General features: G+C 38.5%; 14 protein-coding genes. 7 read left to right on the forward strand and 7 right to left on the reverse strand.

Translation table 11 applies throughout. From position 1 onward, the window contains the following. Positions 1-160 precede the first annotated feature (160 nt). From Rain11_RS12485 to Rain11_RS12505, 5 genes are all read left to right on the forward strand, one after another. Complete coding sequence (locus Rain11_RS12485) at positions 161-1,501, forward strand: sensor histidine kinase (protein ID WP_101359706.1); 1,341 nt, start codon at positions 161-163, stop codon at positions 1,499-1,501. After that, positions 1,482-2,300, forward strand: coding sequence for a hypothetical protein (locus Rain11_RS12490; protein ID WP_101359707.1), 819 nt, complete (start codon positions 1,482-1,484; stop codon positions 2,298-2,300). The genes Rain11_RS12485 and Rain11_RS12490 overlap by 20 nt, the downstream gene beginning before the upstream one ends. 119 nt (positions 2,301-2,419) lie before the next feature. Beyond that, complete coding sequence (locus Rain11_RS12495) at positions 2,420-3,496, forward strand: 2Fe-2S iron-sulfur cluster-binding protein (protein WP_101359708.1); 1,077 nt, start codon at positions 2,420-2,422, stop codon at positions 3,494-3,496. Positions 3,497-3,750: 254 nt separating this feature from the next. Beyond that, on the forward strand, positions 3,751-4,944 hold the full coding sequence (locus tag Rain11_RS12500; protein ID WP_133121592.1) for a 1-acyl-sn-glycerol-3-phosphate acyltransferase: 1,194 nt from the start codon (positions 3,751-3,753) through the stop codon (positions 4,942-4,944). A 1-nt stretch (position 4,945) separates the two neighbouring features. Then, positions 4,946-6,148, forward strand: a complete 1,203-nt coding sequence (locus tag Rain11_RS12505) for a DegT/DnrJ/EryC1/StrS family aminotransferase (RefSeq protein WP_101359709.1) — start codon at positions 4,946-4,948, stop codon at positions 6,146-6,148. A gap of 59 nt (positions 6,149-6,207) precedes the next feature. Here the strand turns inward: Rain11_RS12505 and Rain11_RS12510 are convergent, their stop codons facing one another. Together Rain11_RS12510 and Rain11_RS12515 are read right to left on the reverse strand one after the other, a co-directional pair. Continuing rightward, a complete protein-coding gene (locus tag Rain11_RS12510) occupies positions 6,208-8,412 on the reverse strand; it encodes an OmpA family protein (RefSeq protein ID WP_101359710.1) in 2,205 nt (734 codons plus the stop codon). A 70-nt stretch (positions 8,413-8,482) separates the two neighbouring features. Then, positions 8,483-9,271 (reverse strand): biotin--[acetyl-CoA-carboxylase] ligase, encoded by a 789-nt coding sequence (locus tag Rain11_RS12515; RefSeq protein ID WP_101359711.1) that lies wholly within the window; start codon positions 9,269-9,271, stop codon positions 8,483-8,485. 71 nt (positions 9,272-9,342) lie between these two features. Here Rain11_RS12515 and rsfS point away from each other — a divergent pair, with 71 nt between their 5' ends. Both rsfS and ftsH read left to right on the forward strand, forming a co-directional pair. Further along, on the forward strand, positions 9,343-9,714 hold the full coding sequence (gene rsfS / locus Rain11_RS12520) for a ribosome silencing factor (protein ID WP_101359712.1): 372 nt from the start codon (positions 9,343-9,345) through the stop codon (positions 9,712-9,714). Between the two features lie 21 nt (positions 9,715-9,735). After that, positions 9,736-11,760, forward strand: coding sequence for an ATP-dependent zinc metalloprotease FtsH (ftsH, locus tag Rain11_RS12525; protein WP_101359713.1), 2,025 nt, complete (start codon positions 9,736-9,738; stop codon positions 11,758-11,760). Positions 11,761-11,812: 52 nt separating this feature from the next. Here the strand turns inward: ftsH and Rain11_RS12530 are convergent, their stop codons facing one another. The 5 genes from Rain11_RS12530 to Rain11_RS12550 form a co-directional block, all read right to left on the reverse strand. Next, on the reverse strand, positions 11,813-13,051 hold the full coding sequence (locus Rain11_RS12530) for a sulfate adenylyltransferase subunit 1 (RefSeq protein WP_101359714.1): 1,239 nt from the start codon (positions 13,049-13,051) through the stop codon (positions 11,813-11,815). 33 nt (positions 13,052-13,084) lie between these two features. Further along, complete coding sequence (locus tag Rain11_RS12535) at positions 13,085-14,809, reverse strand: M61 family metallopeptidase (RefSeq protein ID WP_101359715.1); 1,725 nt, start codon at positions 14,807-14,809, stop codon at positions 13,085-13,087. Further along, positions 14,806-15,354 carry a DUF6913 domain-containing protein gene (locus tag Rain11_RS12540; protein WP_101359716.1) on the reverse strand — a complete coding sequence of 183 codons (549 nt, stop codon included), beginning with the start codon at positions 15,352-15,354 and terminating at the stop codon, positions 14,806-14,808. Before Rain11_RS12540 ends, Rain11_RS12535 begins: the two co-directional genes overlap by 4 nt. Before the next feature lie 78 nt (positions 15,355-15,432). Then, a complete protein-coding gene (locus tag Rain11_RS12545; protein ID WP_101359717.1) occupies positions 15,433-15,846 on the reverse strand; it encodes a c-type cytochrome in 414 nt (137 codons plus the stop codon). Next, positions 15,833-16,456, reverse strand: a complete 624-nt coding sequence (locus tag Rain11_RS12550) for an SCO family protein (protein WP_101359719.1) — start codon at positions 16,454-16,456, stop codon at positions 15,833-15,835. Before Rain11_RS12550 ends, Rain11_RS12545 begins: the two co-directional genes overlap by 14 nt. Between the last annotated feature and the right edge of the window lie 222 nt (positions 16,457-16,678).

The raw sequence follows: 16,678 nt of genomic DNA on the forward strand, positions 1-16,678 counted from the left end.
ATGCCAATCTGATAAATATTTTTGCAAAACAGCTAACATTTCATTACCTTTGCGTAAAGCTTTCCCTTGTGTGTGAGCCATATAAACTTTGTTTTTTCTCTCAACAATTATATGGCTCTTTTTTTACTTTTTCAAACTAAAAATTTTGTCGGAGGACTGAATGCAAATTTATGCCTATCTGGGCGTATGGGTAGCTTGGAGTGTTTTTGTTTTACCCTATCAAATTTTTACTATTCAAATTGTGCTTTTGGGCAATTTGGGCAACTTGGTAATTACTGCCATTGGCATTGTTTGCTGGGTTCGTAAAAATACCTTTGCCAAATATTTCGCTATTGCTTGGATTTTCTATGTTACAGGGACACTTCTGCTTGCCCTTTCTACAATGAATATCATTCCTCGTACTTTCCTTACGGCTCACTTGGGTGAAATTTCTTGTATGTTTGAGGTAATTATGTTTGCTTTGGCTCTTAGTTACAAAAGCCGTATCAAAAGCGATAAAATTCGCCAAGACCGCACCCGTAGCCAACAGAAAATCCTTGAAATACAAAAAGATATAACCCGAAAGTTGGAGATAAGAGTAGAAGAGCGTACCCGCTTGCTTCAACAAAAACAAGAAGAAATTGAAATACAAAACGAAGAACTCAAACAACAACGTGAAGAACTAGAAGCCAGCCGCGACCAACTCGCCGAAAAAAATAAAATCATTGAAGAACAGAATCTTGCTCTGAAAAAATACAATGAAAATCTGGAACAAATTGTTGATGAACGCACCGCCCAGCTCAAAAAAGCAAATTTAGAACTTGCTAACCAAAATACACAATTGGAGCAGTTTGCTTTCATTACTGCTCATAACTTGCGTTCGCCCGTAGCTCAACTTTTAGGGCTGACTAGCCTTTTCAACACAGAAAACCTCAACGACCCCCTCAACGCAGAAATATTGCAACATATCAAAAAAGCCAGTTTTGCAATGCAACAAACCCTGCAAGACCTCAACGAAATCTTAGAAATCCGTAAAGGCAAAAATCAAAATTTAGAAAGACTGAACTTTGCTGAAATGATTCAGCAGGTATGGGAAGACAATTTCAAAAGCGAAACCGAAGTAGATTTACAAATCCATTTAGAAGTTCAGGAAATCAATTTCGTCAAGTCCTACTTAAAAAGTATTCTTTACAATTTCATCAGTAATGCTATCAAGTATCGCCACCCCAAACGAAAGCCCTCTATTCAAATTACTACCAAAGAATTCGCTGATGAAATCGTAATGAGCATACAAGATAATGGAGTAGGCATTGACCTCCGCAAACACCGACAAAAACTTTTCGGCTTGTATCAGCGTTTTCATTTAGATAAAGAAGGCAAAGGTATGGGATTATACCTTTGCAAAACCCAAGTGGAAGCCCTTGGTGGTAGAATTGAAGTACAAAGCGAAGTAGGTACAGGTACAAAATTTGATATTTATTTCAGAAAAATGCTTTCCGAAGATGTTCTCCCAGCCACTTAAATTCATAAAAAAACACCCATACAAGGTAGCTCTCGGCTTATCTGCTTTACTGATATTTATATTGATTATTTTTTGGTTTAATACAGGCAATAACTTCTCTAAAAACTATTTCTTGAAAAAAACGGAATATCAGAAAAAAATTATTACCCAAACTAACTTTACTCAAAATAGTTTGATTGTAACAGATACTTTTATCCAATCTTTTGACAAGCAAAACCGCCTAATTGCTGAAAATGAAGTAATCTTTTACGATTACAATACAGCGGGAAAACTTTCCAAAATCATTGTTTGCTTAGACAAAGATTGCGACAACATAATCGTCAAAGAACCTATCAGTCCTGAAATAATGCATTACAGCCTTAATCAAACATTTTTTCAGTTGCAAAATCAAAATAAGTTTAGTAGAGTTATCCACCAAAACGAAGTCTTAGAGCCTTACATCTATCAAAAAGATTCTCTCATAAATTCAGAGCTTCGTAAGGTAAAATACTATTTTTGCACCGATACCGATACTACTTTCAATATCTGCTATCAGCATTACGATTCGCTTCAAAGGCTAAAAACCATCAGATTTTCTGATAAAAGTCAAAATTTTTTCTTTGAAATAAATTGCTTTTATGATGCTTCTAACCAGCTAATAATGAAGCATCGGCAAATTAAATCATCAATCAACGAAGTTTATTCTGCATATTACCACATCTATCAATATGACTCTAAAAAACGGCTCAAACACATTCAAACCTATCAAATGCCCGATAGTTCGCTCCACAGCCAAACCGAATTTCAGTATATTGAATAAAAAAGACTATAAATGCTAAAACAAAACCAATCTACACAAAGTATTTTGCATAAAAAATTGCTTATTTTTTGGCTAAAATCAAAAAATTCGTAGGTTTGTAAAACTAAATGCTTACATCAATGGAACAGAGTAATCTTTTGAAAGTAACCATAGATAACATCAGCATAGAAGTTGAACCCGGTACTACTATTTTGCAGGCGGCTCGCAAAATTGGCGGTGAAATTGTACCGCCTGCTATGTGCTATTACAGCAAACTCAAAGGTTCAGGGGGCAAATGTCGCACTTGTTTGGTAAAAGTTACGCAGGGCTCTGCCAAAGACCCTCGCCCTATGCCAAAACTTGTGCCTTCTTGCATTACCACCGTACAAGACGGAATGGTCGTAGAAAATACTATCAATGAAGAGGTTATCAAGGCTCGTGAAGGGGTTGTAGAGTTTCTACTCATCAATCACCCTTTGGACTGCCCCATTTGCGACCAAGCAGGTGAATGTCATTTGCAAGATTTGGGCTATCAGCACGGCAAGCAAGCCACTCGTTACGAATTTGAACGCCGTACTTTTGAAAAAATTGATATTGGCGATAAAATACAATTGCATATGACACGCTGTATCTTATGCTATCGTTGTGTTTTTACCGCCGACCAAATCACCAATGGCAGGGTTCACGGCGTTTTACATCGTGGCGATGCCGCCGAAATAAGCACCTATATCCAAAACGTGATTGATAACGACTTTTCAGGCAATGTAATTGATGTTTGCCCTGTGGGGGCTTTAACCGATAAAACTTTCCGCTTCAAAAGCAGAGTTTGGTTCACAAAACCTGTCTATGCTCACAGAGATTGTGATAAGTGTTGCGGTAAGGTTACGTTGTGGTATCAGGGCGAAGAAGTTTTGAGGGTTACAGGTCGTAAGGATAAGTATGGCGAATTAGAAGATTTCATCTGCAACACTTGCCGTTTTGAAAAGAAAAAAACCTCCGACTGGGTAATAGAAGGCATCGCAGATTTAGGCAGAAATTCAGTAATGATGCAGAACAAACGTACCAAACTTACCGTACCTGAATTTCCTTTCAAGCAGGCTTTGCAGTACAAGCAAATCAATGATAGCCGCGTGCCTTCCGAGCTTACTTATGAAGAGTCTCGCCTCAAAAATCAACTTACAACCAGTAAGTTCCTGCTGAAAAAAGAAGAAAAGTAACCAAATCCAACCGACTAAAAGCTATTTGTGAAATATTTTTAGTCGGTTTTTTCTTTGACATTTATTTGGGTAAAACAAATCTTACAGGTATTCTTCTGATAGACTTCACCTGCCTACCTGCACGTATTGCAGGCGACCACTTTCTGCTTTACACAAAGGAAATTTTCTCTCACAATAGAATATTTTTTGGAGTTTTATCAAATTTTATTAGCTTTGTAAAGTAGCTTTGCTTTATTTGGCTAAAAAGTATGCTTATGGAAAATTCAGGTAATTCTATTTCCACTGCTCGGCACGAAACACTCACCGAAGAAATCAAAAACAACTTCTACGTATTAGATTATTTGTTTGATATTCGTTTGGGCAAGGCTCTTTCCAAAGATGTGTTGAGCCTAATTGATAGGGTATATTTTCGTTCCGAACTGGTTGGTTTTGATGAAAAAGATTATCCTAAACGCAACAATCCCGAACGACCGCTTATTTTTGCCAGCAACCATTCGGGTATGGCTTTTCCTTGGGACGGAATGATTTTTATCAATCGCGTACACGAGCTAAAAAATTATGGTTCTGATGCAGTGCGTCCGCTTACTGCTCCTATGCTTTCCGCCTCTGTGCTGATGAACCCCTATCAAATTAAGCATTTTTGGAAAAAAGTAGGTGGGGCTGTAGATGCCACTACGCTCAACTTTGAAACCTTGATGCATCAGAACGATTTTAACGTAATGATATATCCCGAAGGGGTGCCGGGTATTGGTAAAGGTTTCAATCGCAGATACCAACTGCAAAAACTTTCTACCTCTATGGTACGTATGGCTATCAAATACCGCACCGATATAGTACCTGTGGCAGTTGTGAATGGCGAGTATATCAATCCTTACACATATAGTTCCAGTGCTGTCAATAAAATAGCTAATGCCTTGGGCATACCCTTCCTCCCTTTGGGCTTGATTACCCCTTTCATTTTACTTTTCCCTTGGATTTTCTATATGGGATTTCCTGCAAAACTTACATTCGTAATGGGGAAACGCATCAAACCTTATGAAATGACTGAAAAGTCTTTTGAAGAAATGACTTATGATGATTTCCGTGTAATTGCCGATAAAATTCACGCACAAATGCAAGCCGAACTTACCGAAGCAGAGCAGAAATATGGCAAAAAACCTTATCGCTTAGGCGAGCATTTCAAGTTATTATTCAAATATTTCAAATATTTTCCTTACACCGTACCAATCGGCTGGCCCTTGCTTTTTGCCGAGTTTGAGCGAGTACGTGTAAAAAAACAAGATTTTGAAAGCCCGCTGAAATTAGGTTGGGGTTCAGCCCTGCGAATAATTTTACAAAATCCTTTTGTTCTATCGTATTACATACCCATTTTAGGGTGGATACCCCTAGCAATTCGTGGATTTCGGAAAGTAAAAGAGCCTATCCCTACGCAAAGAAAGTACAAATAAGGTGGAAAATTTCATAATTTCAGACATTCTATCCAAACCCTATGAAAGTGGCGAAAAAACAAATTTTCAAATCCCACTTTTAGCCCCTTACGTAACCGAAACAGAAGAGAAATATCTACAAGAATGTATCAGAAGCGGTTGGATAACCTCCGCAGGGAAATTCATTGAACTTTTTGAGCAAAAACTCAAAGATTTTACGCATAGTCCCTATGTAGTGGCAGTTTCATCGGGAACTGCCGCACTGCATTTGGCTCTTAGAGCCGTTGGCGTTGAAAAAGATACTCTCGCAATTTTGCCCAATATTAGTTTTGTAGCTTCTGTCAATGCAGTTCATTACTGCGATGCTGAACCTATATTTGTAGATATCAACTCCGCTACTTGGCAGTTAGATGAAAATTTATTGCTTAATTTTTTGGAAAACGAATGTTTTTACACAAAAGAGCAAACCTTTCATAAAGCTACCCTAAAAAGAATTTCAGCTCTTGTGCTTGTACATAATTTAGGGAACTTAGGCAATATTTCTGCAATCCAAGAAATTTGCGAAAGGTTTAATATTCCTTTGGTGGAAGATGCGGCGGAGGCTTTGGGGGCTTTTTACAAAGGCAGACACGCAGGAACTTTCGGAAAAGTTGGTATTTTGAGCTTCAATGGCAATAAAATTGTAACCACGGGGGGCGGTGGTGCAGTGCTTACGAAAGATGAGCATATTTCAAAAAAAGTACGTCATTGGGCAAATCAGGCAAAGATAAGTGCCGAAGAATATTATCACGATGAAGTAGGCTACAATTATCGTCTGCCTAATCCGCTTGCGGCAATTGGAGTAGCACAAATGGAAAAAATACATTTTCTTTTGGAAAAAAAGAAACTTACTCGTGATTTTTACGCAGATATTTTGCGAGGAAAGGCTATTTGGCAAGAAACATTGGCAGATAGCCAGCCTAATTATTGGCTTTTTACGGCACTTTTTGAAAACAGCCACTTAATAGCTCAAAAACTTAAAGAAAACTCCATTCAAACCCGCAAACTTTGGTATCCGCTAAATCGCTTACCTATGCACCAAAATTGTTTGTATGTACAAAAAAATGATTTTAGCTGGAAAGTTTATGAAAAATCTTTAAGTCTGCCCTCGTCTGTGGGTTTGCAAATCCAAGATTTAGAAAAAATTGCAAAAGTTTTGGAAGAAGGATTAGATGAAAAAATTTAAATTTGAGAAACGACAACTTCACGGGAAGCAAAGTTGTCGTTTTGGCTTTTTTATGGTATTTATTTTTGCAATAAGCGGAAATCTGCTCTACGCATTTGGCGTTTGGCGGCTTCGGGGTCGGGGGAAGGATTTGCTCCCAAACCTTTATAGGTTAGTCTATCCTTACTAATCCCTTGACTTACAAAGTAATCATATACAGCTTTGGCACGGTTTTCCGAAAGTTTTTGATTGTTTTCGCTTTTACCTTCTGACGAAGCATAGCCCAAAATTTCGGCATTTACATTGCTATTGATCTTCATATATTCTACGAAGCGAAGCATTTCCTTCTTAGCTCTTTCATTGATTTGGGCAGAGTTACTTTCAAAGTAAGCTGTGTAAGACTTATTTAGCGTAATTTCGCCAGCATTTACAGAATAATCGTCTGTTTCAATGGGTGGCATTACCATTATGGTTTTCTCTTCCACTTTGTAGGGTTTGAGTTGCCCTTTGGAGTCGGCGTACATATAAGTAACCTGCACTTTGTTATCTTTGGGTTTTGTGCCGTCATCTTTGGCATCAATTTTTCGGTTTTTGTAAAGTACTTCCAAAAGGTAATTCAAAGCTACACTATCTTCGGACTGAATAATATCTTCCATCATATCGTAAAGGTCTAAGTCTCTACCCTGATAGTTGTTGGGACTTTCTTTTTCAGGGTCAAAGTTGTTTTCTACGGTAATTTTTTCACCAACTTCTTTGCCATTTTCTAATTTCTTTTCCAATTTTATTTCCTGATACATTTCTTGGAAATAGACTTGGTTGGGAATGTTGATAGCAATCAGGTAAGGCAAGTAACCTTCGGCAGTTACAATCATATCGTAATTTTTGCCCGGAGGAAAAATCATCAGATAATCGCCCGTATGTGGGTTGGGATTATAGACATATTTCAAAACCTGTTGTGTTTCTTTATCTACTACACGGATACGTGCTTCCACAGGTTTAGGAGGATTGCCCGCCAAAATTCTACCTCTAACCATTGTAAGGGCAATACCTTTTTCATCGGGTAAAATTACAGAGTAAATATCTTGCTTACCAAGTCCTTCGGGGCGGTCAGAAGAAAAGTAGGCTTTTTTACCATTGGCAGTAACTACCAAATAACCATCATTGAATACAGAATTTATTGGATAGCCCAAATTTTCAGGTTTAGACCACTTTCCCGCATTTAAAGTGCTTTTAAAAATATCCGTACCACCAATAGAGTTGTGTCCGTTGCTGGTAAAAAATAAAGTTTTGCCGTCAGGGTGAATAAAGGGGGCATCTTCATCATAAGGCGTGTTGATATCTGCACCTAAATTTTGAGGTTTCCCCCAAGAGCCGTCAGGCTGTTTTTCTGTTTTGTAAATATCTTTACCACCCAATCCGCCCGGTCTGTCAGAGGTAAAATACATTACGTTTTCATCGGGGCTAAGGCTGGCACTACTTTCTAAGTATCCTGAATTGATTTCACTGCTCAATTTTTCAGGAGCCGACCAGCCCGTTGCTATTTTTTTACTGCTATAAATATTTCCTGTATTGTTGCCTTCTCCTACATAAATCAACATTTTTTGTCCGTCAGCCGAAAGTCCTACGGTTCCTACGTTCTTATTGAGCTTAAAATCTATAGGTGAAATGCTTACCCAAGCATAATCTTTCTTTTGGGCAAGCATCACTTGCTCTTGGGCAGTAGCTTGCTGGGCAGAACGCGTGAAAGCTAAAATAGTTTCATCAGCAGAAATAAGTGGTGCAAACTCCGAACCATCGCTATTGATAACCTTACCTAAATTAGCTATGGTAGCTTTTACAGGTTTTGCCATTATGGCTTTGGCGTTTTGGGCTATTTCAATAGCTCTTTTGTTTTCTGCTTGAAACTTATCGGTAGCAGGGGCTTTTTGGGCAAAATCATTGTATGCTTTTATGGCATCATCAAAGCGTTGATGCAAGTGCAATGCCCTACCCAAATAATAATGCACCCGCAAAGGCACTTTATCATTGATTTTAGTTTTAGCAACCTCCAAAAACGAAAGTGCCTTCATTTGCTCCTTGCCGTCTTTATTTTTCAGATAGCAAACTCCAATTTTGTAGTTCAGAGAAGGGTCTTGGGGTGTTTTTTTATGAGCGGCAAGATAAACAGGTAAAGCAACTTCAAAACTACCCTGCTCAAAAGCCTCATCAGCCTTTTTGAGGTCTTGGGCTTGGGTAAATATGTTTATTCCTATCACACAAATCAGAGAAAACAATATCTTTTTCATACGTTCAAATTTTGAAGTAATACACTTGGTTTGGATTTGCAATAATTTCTCGTGCTAAATTACAAAAATATTACATTCGTTCCAATAAAAATTCAATTTCCTTATACTGAAATGCCTGCAAGCGTTCGGAAAAAGCTATTTGTAGCCTTCCTGTGCTATCTATGCCACAGATTTTTCCTTGCAAAGTCTGATTTTGCTTTCTGAACCATACCCATTCCTGAAAACCAAACAATCTTTCATAATAATTCTGCCGCAATTCATCAAATTTTTTTGAACGTAATTGCAAGTAGCGACTTTCTAAATTTTCCAATAATTTTTGCACTAAAAAAGGCAAATCATACATCAATCCTGTCAGTTGGCTCAAAGATACCGCCTGCGGGTACTTGAAAGTTTTTTGATTGATGTTTATGCCTATTCCTACTACCGATTTCTGAATTTTTTCGCCTGAAATAAGGTTTTGTATCAAAATACCACAAATTTTTTGGTTTTGATATAACAAATCATTTGACCATTTGATTTTTAGCAATGAAACTTCGGGAACAAAATGGCTCAAAAAATCGTGAATAGCAAGTGTTACGGAAATGTTCAGGTAAAATTGTTCTTGTGCCTTCAAAAAGTTGGGATATAAAATCACCGAAAGGGTAATATTTTGAGCAGGCTCGGCTTCCCAAGAGCTATTTTGCTGTCCCTTACCTGCTGTTTGGCAATCGGTAAGAATAGTAGTGCCTTCAAAACAATCTTCCGAAGAAAGCAAAGAAAAGGCATATTCATTAGTAGAATGACAAGTTGGCAGGTAGCGGAAATCTTGACCGATAAATAAAGTTTTAATTTTTTTAGAAAAATTTTCGTAATTTTGCATCAGAAAAAATGAAAATTTAGTTTATTTTTGTTTAATATAAACTTCAATCCAATACTACAAAAAACAAGCGAATGAAGCAAAAAAAAAGCAAGGAAGTTGAAATAAAAAACCTTTGTGATTTGATTATCAAGGGTATGCAAGAAAAGAAAGCACAAGATATTGTGCTATTGGATATGCGGAAAGTACCAACAGCCATTGTTGATTATTTCATTATTTGCACAGGAACTTCTGATACTCAAATAGACGCTATTGCCGATTCCATAGAAGAGGAAGTCTATAAAAATTTGAAAGAATTGCCTTGGCACAAGGAAGGAAAACAAAATAAGGAATGGATTTTGTTAGATTATGTTGATGTGGTCGCTCACGTGTTCAAAAAAAGTAAAAGAGAGTTTTATGCTTTGGAAGAACTTTGGGGCGATGCACAACTACAACGTTTTTCATAAAGATTTTAGAAACCCAGTTTTATGGCAGAAAATAAAGAGAAAATTCCCCAAAACCCTCAAAATTCTCCTATCAATAACCCTAACAAGGCGAAAACCCCTAACCCTAACTATCAGATGTGGTTGGTTTTTACCCTGATAGCGATTGTTTTAAGCGTAGTGTATTTCAGCAGAAGCTACTCGGCAGTAGAAACGTCTCCCGATAGCTTTGAAACTATGCTTAATAACGGCGATGTCAGTGAAATTGTAGTTTTTGCTGATGAAAAAGTCGCTGAAATTACGCTCAAAAAAGAAGTGATAGAGGCACAAAAATATGGCAGTTTGCTCAAACAACGCTCCCAATCGAGTATTCTCAAAGGACCTCACTTTTGGTTTCGTATTCCTTCGGCAGATAAATTTGTTGAATTGTATCGCGAGCCTATTCGCAGGCAAAAAGCTCAACTGCGTTTTGATGAACGCTCCAACTATGGTGCTATCTTTATGCAATGGGGCTTTTTATTCTTACTGATTTTTGGCTTTTGGATGCTGATGCGTAGAATGGCAGGCGGACCCGCAGGAGGAAATCTGTTCAGTATAGGACGCTCTCGGGCTACCCTTTTTGATGCCGAAAATAAAGTAAATATCACCTTTGATGATGTAGCAGGGCTTGATGAAGCCAAAGAAGAAATCAAAGAAATTGTAGATTTTCTCAAAAACCCCAAAAAATACACCGACTTGGGTGGAAAAATCCCCAAAGGTGCTTTGCTCATTGGTCCTCCGGGTACGGGTAAAACTTTGCTCGCCAAAGCCGTAGCAGGCGAAGCAAATGTCCCCTTTTTCAGCCTTTCAGGCTCGGATTTTGTGGAAATGTTTGTGGGCGTAGGTGCCGCAAGAGTCAGAGATTTATTCCGACAAGCCAAGGAAAAAGCCCCTTGTATCATTTTTATTGATGAAATTGATGCCATTGGGCGTTCGCGTGGCAGAGGAATGATGCCGGGGGCAAACGATGAAAGAGAAAACACGCTCAATTCGCTTCTGGTAGAAATGGACGGCTTCGGAACAGATTCGGGGGTGATTATTCTTGCCGCTACCAATCGCCCTGATGTTCTGGATTCTGCTTTGCTTCGTCCCGGTCGTTTTGATAGGCAAATTAGCATTGATAAGCCCGATATTATTGGCAGAGAAGCTATTTTCAAAGTTCATTTACGTAGGCTCAAACTGGGTGAAGATGTTGATGCCAAAAAACTTGCCGCCCAAACCCCCGGCTTTGCAGGAGCTGAAATTGCCAATGTATGCAACGAAGCCGCCCTGATTGCCGCCCGAAAAAACAAGCAGGAAGTCAATATGCAAGATTTCCAAGATGCCATTGATAGGGTTATTGGTGGTTTGGAAAAGAAAAACAAACTGATTTCCCCCGAAGAAAAACGTATCGTAGCCTATCACGAAGCAGGGCACGCCGTTGCAGGCTGGTTCTTGGAACACGCCGACCCTTTGGTAAAAGTGAGTATTGTACCTCGCGGTGTGGCGGCTTTGGGGTATGCTCAATATTTGCCCAAAGAGCAGTTTCTTTATCAAACCGAACAAATGCTTGATGAAATCTGTATGACTTTGGGGGGAAGAGCCGCCGAAGAAATCGTTTTTGGCAAAATTTCCACAGGAGCATTGAGCGATTTGGAGCGAATTACCAAAATGGCGTACGCTATGGTTACTATTTATGGAATGAACGAAAAAATCGGAAACCTTTCCTTTTACGACTCTAAGCCGCAATCAGATTTTACCTTTGAAAAACCTTATTCCGAGGCTACTGCTGAACTGATTGATAAGGAAGTCAAAAAAATCATTGACCACGCCTACGAAAGAACTAAAATGCTCTTGCAAGAGCATCGCGAAGATTTAGAAAAAGTTGCCCAAGCTCTTTTGAAAAAAGAAGTGCTTTTCCAATATGATTTAGAAGAACTTATCGGAAAGCGTCCTTTTGCCAAAGAAACTACTTATCAAGCCTATACCAACGGCTCGCGAACCGAAGAAAATACCCCCGAAAAAGAAAAAATCAAGTTGGAAAAAGAATAAATCCAAAGCCCTCGTTTTTTAGATGAGGGCTTTGCTCTGTAAAAAGCTGTTTTCACACTTCAAGATATTGCTCAAAAACTCCTGCGGCGGTGGTTTGGTTGCTTTGCTCATCAATGAGGATAAAGTTTCCGTTGGGGGCGTTTTGATAAAAATTATCAAAATGCAGTGGTTCGGCAAGGCGTAAATGAACTTCCGCTATTTCATTGACGTGCAAAAAATTATCCCAAGTCTCATAGTTGGCTGTATGAATGTTGAATTTTCGGGGAATAGCCTTTACTACGCATTTTACAAGTTTAGAGCCTTTCTGTAAGAAATACTTTTTGCCAACCTGTAAAGTTTGGGTATCATCGAGCCAAGCGAGTAGAACTTTTATATTCAGCTGTTCAGAAAAATGTTCTTCGCCTCCTACGAGCATATCTCCGCGTGAAAAAGGCACTTCATCTTGCAAAAGCAATGTTACGGCTTGTCCTGCTTTTGCTTCTGTAATTTCTTTGCCTGAAAATTCAATGTGTGAAATATAAGTTATCGCCTTACTTGGGAAAATCTTAACTTTATCCCCCTTTCTGAAAGTACCACTTAGCATTGTTCCTGCAAATCCTCTGTAATCTTGATGAGGACGCAACACGAATTGCAGTTGAAAGCGTTTTTGCTCGGAAATATTTTCAGGAAAGTTCTCATTTTCAAGAATTTCTAAAAGCGTTTTTCCTTTGTACCAACTCATATTTTGGCTGTGTTCAGCGACATTATCACCCAAAAACGCCGAAATAGGTAAAAAATTGATAGTTTTTACAGGCAAGTGTTCTACAAAACTTTCGTACTCGGCACAAATTTCTTGAAAAACACTTTCGGAAAAGCCTACCAAATCCATTTTATTGACACACAAGACAAGATGTTGCACGCCAAATTTAGTGCAAATAGCCGTATGCCTTTTGGTTTGTTCCTGAATGCCCTTGCGAGCATCTACGAGTATAAGAGCGAGTTGCGAATGGGTCGCTCCTGTAATCATATTACGCGTGTATTGCAAGTGTCCGGGGCAATCAGCTATGATAAACTTGCGGCGAGCCGTTTGGAAATACTTGTAAGCAACATCAATTGTTATTCCTTGCTCACGTTCAGCTTTTAAGCCATCGGTAATGAGCGAAAGGTCTAAAAAATCTTTGTTTCGGCTTGCCCACCTGATAGCTTCTAATTGGTCTTGCAAAAGATTGTGTGTATCGTATAAAAGTCTGCCTATCAGTGTACTTTTGCCATCATCTACGCTACCTGCGGTCAGAAATCTAAGAATATCCACGCCGTTTGATTTTTCTGAAAAAAGCAGGCAAATTTACAAAATTTTACCTTCCAACCAAGCTACCAGATTGGCTTTTTGCTCACTATTTGCCGAAGGGTTAATTTGCAAGAGATAATTTTGTAAATAGCTTTCGCGATTGGCTTGCAGAAGTACGTGTAAAAGCCTTTTTTGTCGGAAAATGGTAAGAATAACAGTCTGCTTATTGCCTAAAAGCTCTGCAAGGTTATTTTCTACTTTTCTATCATCAACGGCTATTATTTCATCAGCAAGGCTCAATACTGCCGAAGCAGTAGAGCTGGGGTCAATGAGGCTCACGAGATAAGCTCCATTTTTTTGAATCGTTTTGAAGCCAAAAACTTCCGAGCCAAAATTGTAATGTTGTACAATCAGGTTCAAAGCAAAATGTTCGGCTAATTCCTGAATAGGTTTATCTAAACTTTCTTTGCCGAAAACATATTTTTCAAAAAAATCTTGCAAGGAACTTTGAGCAATTTTTTCTGCGATAGCCTGAAAATCTTGCATTGTATAACCGCGAGCAGTTTTGCCAAATTGTAACCACATTTCACGCATTACGCTATCCAGAGAGGCTTTGTTATGGGTTTTTAGGCGTATTGTCCAATCCAAGAGCATAGCCACAATAGCCCCTTTTCGGTAAATGGAAGGATTGCGTTGAGGGTAAATTTCTTCTTTCAGATAGCCATCAACCCACAAATCCCAAGAGGCATCGGCAAGAGAGGCTTGCATTCTCCCAAAATTTTCAAAATGGCTTTTCAGGGTTTGATTAGTTTCTTTCAGAAAATAATCCGATTCCCACACTCCCGACCTTTGCAAAGCCAAATCGCCGTAATACGTAGTGATACCTTCGGCTATCCAGCCTGTTTCAAAATATGTTTCGCTTGCATAATTGTAAGGCAACATTTCAGCAGGGCGAATTTTACAAACATTCCAACTATGAAATAATTCGTGAGAGGCTATCCCCAAAAAATTATCGTAATTTTCTGCTTCACTCATTTTTTCGGCACTTCCTAGGCAAATTACCGTAGAATTGCGATGTTCAACGCCGTGATAAAACGTATAGGGCAAAATTTGAAATAAAAAGTGATAATCTTTTTCAGGAAATTCGCCGAAAAGTTGGATTTGCCAAGCCGTAAATTTTTCAAAATCTTTCAGCACTACTTCCCAATCGGGTTGCCAATCGCCTTGTAGCCATATATGAAAGGTCGTACCTGCTACTTCGTAGGTTTTGTGTTCCAGTGAGGCAGAAGCAATAAAAGGGCTATCTACAAGGTGATGATAGCTTTCTGCCTGCCATAGATTTTTAGCTTTTTTAGTAAGCCCGCAAGCTATTTGATAGTTATCGGGCAAAGCCAATTCCAAAGTACAAGGCTCATCAAGGCGATTTTCCACATACACCAAGCAATTGATAAGATTGCAATACACTTGGGTATCATCAAGGTACGAACCGCCTGCATCTAACTGAAAAGCATAATAACGATACTTCACTATAAGTTCCGAAGCGTTTTGCAATTGTACTTGCCAAATGTTTCGGCTTATTTTTCGGTAAGAAAGAGGACGATTTTGCTCATCAAAAACGGCAAAATCAAAGATATTTTTGGCATAATTTTGCAATTCATATCTACCCGGACGCCAAGCAGGCAAACATAGATTCAGCGTAGGAGTGCTTAAATGGCTAAATTTACATTCAACTTCTAAAAATCGGGTTTGCGGATTAGTGTAAGCAATGCGATAGTGTATCATTTGTATTGTGGATTATGAATAATTAAGGTTTTAGTAAAGTGTAACATCTGCAAAATTAAATCAACGGCATTTTTGTTGTCGCCAATATCTATCATTAGTTCAAAAGAATCAAGCATTTCGGGATAAAATTTACCCACCCGAAACTTGGCGTGGCTTCTTTTCATAATGTAATGAAAAGGCGGAAAATCTGTTACATTCACGCAATACAAGCAGTCAAACTCTTTTTGAATAAACTCCTCTACTTGCAAAGAATGAATAACGCCTTTGCTATCAATATCTTTGGCAGTGAAGAAATCAAAACGGAAATCGTAAGGATTGGAGTGTTTTTCCTCAAAATACGCCAATGCCTTCACGCTTTTTTTGTCTTTCTGCAAAAGTTTGACAAAATAATTGATAGCCTTCGGATTTTCGTCATTAGAATGACTAAACAGCACCCCTATATCGCGTGTATCTTCATAGTTGAGCGTATAGCGAGCTATTTCACGTGCAGGGGCTTGCTTTTTTTTGGGCTTAAAAACAGAAATAAAGTTTTCTAAAATAGCCATAATTCAACAATTCACAAACTTTCCCGAGTGCTCTTTGGCAAATTATCGCTGAATGATAAGAAAAAAAAATGAAAAATCCTAATGGCAACTCTGTAAATCTTTTACAATTTGTTCAAAAGTACGTTTGGGAACTTGGTTTTCAAAATTAGAGAGAATAAAATTGGTGAGGTTGTGTATTTCGGTATCGGAAAGTTTCAGATTAGCAGGCATAGGGTGGTTGTAAATAATACCATTGACAAGCACTTTGCCTTTTTGCCCATAACGAATGATGCAGGCAATTTTTTCGGGGTTTTGAGCAAGCCAATCTGCGTTTTTCAGAGGTGGAATAAGCCCTGCAAGCCCCTCGCCTTTTTCCATATGACAAGATGAGCAGTGCAGTGCATATAATTTCTGCCCTTGCTCCTGAGTTCTGAAAAAAAATAAATTGCCCAATAACAAACCTACAAAAAAAAGCACAGGAAAAGCGGCTAATATGGGTTTAGGGATTTTCATTGAGCAAAATATCAATATCTTGGAGCAATTTATCCACTTCTTGGGGCTTAGTGCCTTCGTAGATGCCTCTGATGCGTTTTTGCTTATCAATCAGGGCGAAATGACCGCTATGCAAATAGCCTCCCGGTTCGTTTTTATCTTCGGTTACGGTTACGAAATATTGTTTTGCCATTCGCTCTATCTCGTTCCAATTTCCTGTAACCAAATGCCAACGTCGAGAACTGATTTTTATTTTTTTTGCATAATCCCGCAATACAGGTACGCTATCCTCGCGAGAAATAGAGTGTGAAAGAATGAGAATGCGGTCATCATCTTTGTATTTTTCATATACGCGAAGCATTTGCTGTTTCATTTTGGGGCAAATGCTGGGGCAGGTAGTAAAGAAAAAATCCGTTACATAGATTTTGCCTTCAAATGTTTTTTCGGTTACTTCTACACTATCTTGATTGATAAACCGAAAAGCAGGAATGGTATGATACAGCGTATCTATAATTATTTTGCCATTTTTTTCTACCTGAACGGCTTGCCTTTCCCCTAAAATAGGTAGGCGTTTGGCTTTTTCATTACAGCTACCCAACACAAGTAGCCCCCATATAACCCATAAACGCATAAGCAGAAGTTTTTCCTTTATTTTTGCACCGAAACTGAAACATTTTGCAATGCAAAAAAGTTTCAGTCCTCCGACAAAATTTTTAGTTTGAAAAAGTAAAAAAAGAGCCATATAATTGTTGAGAGAAAAAACAAAGTTTATATGGCTCACACACAAGGGAAAGCTTTACGCAAAGGTAATGAAATGTTAGCTGTTTTGCAAAAATATTTATCAGATTGGCAT

This window comes from Raineya orbicola (assembly GCF_002843425.1).
GTDB lineage: Bacteria > Bacteroidota > Bacteroidia > Cytophagales > Thermonemataceae > Raineya > Raineya orbicola.

Coding starts and splice junctions, on each gene's coding strand:
- Rain11_RS12495 (WP_101359708.1), top strand. CDS start 2,420: ATGGAACAGAGTAATCTTTTGAAAGTAACCATAGATAACATCAGCATA.
- rsfS (WP_101359712.1), top strand. CDS start 9,343: ATGAAGCAAAAAAAAAGCAAGGAAGTTGAAATAAAAAACCTTTGTGAT.
- Rain11_RS12540 (WP_101359716.1), bottom strand. CDS start 15,354: ATGGCTATTTTAGAAAACTTTATTTCTGTTTTTAAGCCCAAAAAAAAG.
- Rain11_RS12500 (WP_133121592.1), top strand. CDS start 3,751: ATGGAAAATTCAGGTAATTCTATTTCCACTGCTCGGCACGAAACACTC.
- Rain11_RS12545 (WP_101359717.1), bottom strand. CDS start 15,846: ATGAAAATCCCTAAACCCATATTAGCCGCTTTTCCTGTGCTTTTTTTT.
- Rain11_RS12510 (WP_101359710.1), bottom strand. CDS start 8,412: ATGAAAAAGATATTGTTTTCTCTGATTTGTGTGATAGGAATAAACATA.
- Rain11_RS12515 (WP_101359711.1), bottom strand. CDS start 9,271: ATGCAAAATTACGAAAATTTTTCTAAAAAAATTAAAACTTTATTTATC.
- ftsH (WP_101359713.1), top strand. CDS start 9,736: ATGGCAGAAAATAAAGAGAAAATTCCCCAAAACCCTCAAAATTCTCCT.
- Rain11_RS12485 (WP_101359706.1), top strand. CDS start 161: ATGCAAATTTATGCCTATCTGGGCGTATGGGTAGCTTGGAGTGTTTTT.
- Rain11_RS12535 (WP_101359715.1), bottom strand. CDS start 14,809: ATGATACACTATCGCATTGCTTACACTAATCCGCAAACCCGATTTTTA.
- Rain11_RS12490 (WP_101359707.1), top strand. CDS start 1,482: ATGTTCTCCCAGCCACTTAAATTCATAAAAAAACACCCATACAAGGTA.
- Rain11_RS12550 (WP_101359719.1), bottom strand. CDS start 16,456: ATGCGTTTATGGGTTATATGGGGGCTACTTGTGTTGGGTAGCTGTAAT.